The sequence below is a fragment of the Halolactibacillus sp. JCM 19043 genome (genome assembly GCF_001310395.1).
Taxonomy (GTDB): Bacteria; Bacillota; Bacilli; order Bacillales; family Amphibacillaceae; genus Halolactibacillus; species Halolactibacillus miurensis.
Genome location: NZ_BAXD01000068.1, coordinates 1 through 2,377, shown reverse-complemented (window position 1 = coordinate 2,377; position 2,377 = coordinate 1). Strand labels below are relative to the sequence as shown.

The 2,377-nt window shown below is 38.7% G+C and carries 2 protein-coding genes; both read left to right on the top strand.

What is annotated here, in order from left to right:
- Positions 1-651: 651 nt before the first annotated feature.
- The gene (locus JCM19043_RS15570) at positions 652-1,146 is read left to right on the top strand and encodes a hypothetical protein (protein WP_062323966.1); all 495 of its coding nucleotides are present in this window, start codon (positions 652-654) and stop codon (positions 1,144-1,146) included.
- A 119-nt stretch (positions 1,147-1,265) separates the two neighbouring features.
- Positions 1,266-2,354, top strand: a complete 1,089-nt coding sequence (locus JCM19043_RS15565; RefSeq protein WP_062323963.1) for an undecaprenyldiphospho-muramoylpentapeptide beta-N-acetylglucosaminyltransferase — start codon at positions 1,266-1,268, stop codon at positions 2,352-2,354.
- The last annotated feature ends 23 nt before the right edge of the window (positions 2,355-2,377 follow it).

Sequence of the window (2,377 nt, the reverse complement as noted above, 5' to 3'; positions counted from 1 at the left end):
CCTGGAGGGTGTGGTCCATGGACGTAACAAAATCAGGGTCGATCGTATGCTTATATAAGCGATTTGAAAAAATAGCCTTCATGCCCATGATGCCCACCCTCTCTTTGTTTTGTGTCAATCATTGTTAACGTTTTAATTATACCATTTTGAATATATGTTTGTCACTTCAAAAATATTCAAAATCATCGATTCATCACCCACCTAGTGCTAACGCACTTGAGGAAGGTGTCTTCTCGCCCTAAAACGATAAAAAAGACTTTAAAAACAACTAAAATGGACCCTAAAGAATGGACACTAAAAAAGTCCCCATCTTTAGGGTCTATTTTGTTATACTCAAATCACAGTCAGTGGGCTTGAAGTGGCTTCTTCATGATAAAACAGTGTGTATTGACTATCAAAAGTCGCTGTCGCTTCTTCTTTTGACAGTCAATACACACTGCGTGACGTTATTCGCCAACTTCATCAAGCCCGTTCCATACTTCATGTAGAAAGAGTGCTACTTATGGCGAAACGAACATTTACACATGAACAGATACAAACACTTGTATCTAATCCTTATGTCAAAAGAGTATCAGATATAATTTTCTCCCAATGACCTATGGAAAAAATTAACGAACCCTGTTAAACTAGACAGTTGGAGGAGGAATAATTTTGAGAATACTCACACTCATCATCATTAGCACCATGTTACTCATAGGATGCCAACCAAAAGAAACCGAAACGATCTCTCAAGAAGAGAGTAACCAATATCATTATCAGTACGATGTCGTTGAAGAAGCGATGAATGAAGCAAGTTTTGATGTCAGTGTGCCAGATACTCTTCCTATTCCAGTTGCTTTTGTGATCTATGATCACTTTGAAATTGACGGTCATGAATATCTTGATTTAAGTTTTTATACGAATGATAATGACTTACTGACAATTTCTGTATCGACCGATGTTTCACTCGGGTGTCCCATTGATACGCTCACAGAAAATGAAGATCAAACAATCTGTTTTCATGATTTATCGTATGTAAAACATGCCTCAAAAGACGAGGGTGGCTTACATTACCAAATAGAATATCGTCATCATGAGACGGATGAAACAGCGGGACCAACAAAAGAACAATTGATATCTTTACTAGAATATTTAACATTATCCTAGTGTTCTCGTTGCTTTTTGATCGTTATATCATTTGACATTCCACATATACTAATGATAAAGAGATGGACAATCCACATCACAACAAGTATGATTGTCATGAATGAAAAAGAGGGAAGTAAATGAAAAAACAAACATCAAACAAACAAATCCTATTAACGGGCGGTGGAACAGCGGGACACGTGATGGTTAATTTAGCACTGATTCCGTTGTTAAAAGAAGAAGGTTATACTATTGATTATATCGGCTCGTATGACGGGATTGAAAAAGATTTAATCTCACCGATCGAAGGGGTCACGTACCATGCGATTTCAACTGGAAAATATCGTCGTTACCGTTCGATTGAAAACATCAAAGACCCATTCAAAGTATTAAACGGCATTCGGCAATCAGTCCAGCTAATCCATAAGCTGAAACCATCGATTATCTTCTCAAAAGGTGGCTTTGTTTCGGTACCGGTATTAATTGCGGCCAAATTGACACGAACACCTGCGGTGATTCATGAATCCGACTTAACGCCAGGTTTGGCCAATAAGATTGCCATGCCGTTTGCGAAAAAGATTTTAGTGACGTTTGAAAAAACACTACAGTATGTCGATGAGAAAAAAGCGACGTTTATCGGTGCGGTCGTTCGTCCAGAGTTATTTGAAGGATCGAAAGAACGTGCGTGTCAGCTACTTGATTTTAATCCGAATACACCGATTTTATTAGTTATGGGTGGAAGTACAGGAGCCAAACATTTAAATGAGTTTATTCGCAGTCAATTAGACAAGCTTACAGCGTCGTATCAAGTGATTCATTTAACCGGAAAAGGTTTAAAAGATGACACCCTCACCCACCCACGTTACCGTCAGTTTGAGTATGTGAAAGAAGAACTCAACGATTTATTGACGAGCGCGGATGTGATTGTTTCACGCGCGGGTGCCAATGCCATTTTTGAATTTCTCGCATTGAAAAAGCCGATGCTGTTAATTCCGTTACCTAAACGTGTGAGTCGCGGGGATCAAATTTTAAATGCGCAAGTATTTGAAGAAGCTGGTTATGCCAAAGTACTAGATGAAGATGATTTATCGGAGACAACATTTTTTGATAAGTTAGCACAAATTGAACAAGAAGTGCAAGAAATGACAGCGCGCATGGCAAAACGTGATGCGAAAGATGCGATTCATCATGTCCTTGACACGATTCATACGTATGAGAAGCACTCATAAGTGCAGACAAAACTAAAGGGTTG

What these genes read in the sequence shown, in the direction of transcription:
- JCM19043_RS15565 (WP_062323963.1), top strand. Translation starts at nt 1,266, where the DNA reads ATGAAAAAACAAACATCAAACAAACAAATCCTATTAACGGGCGGTGGA.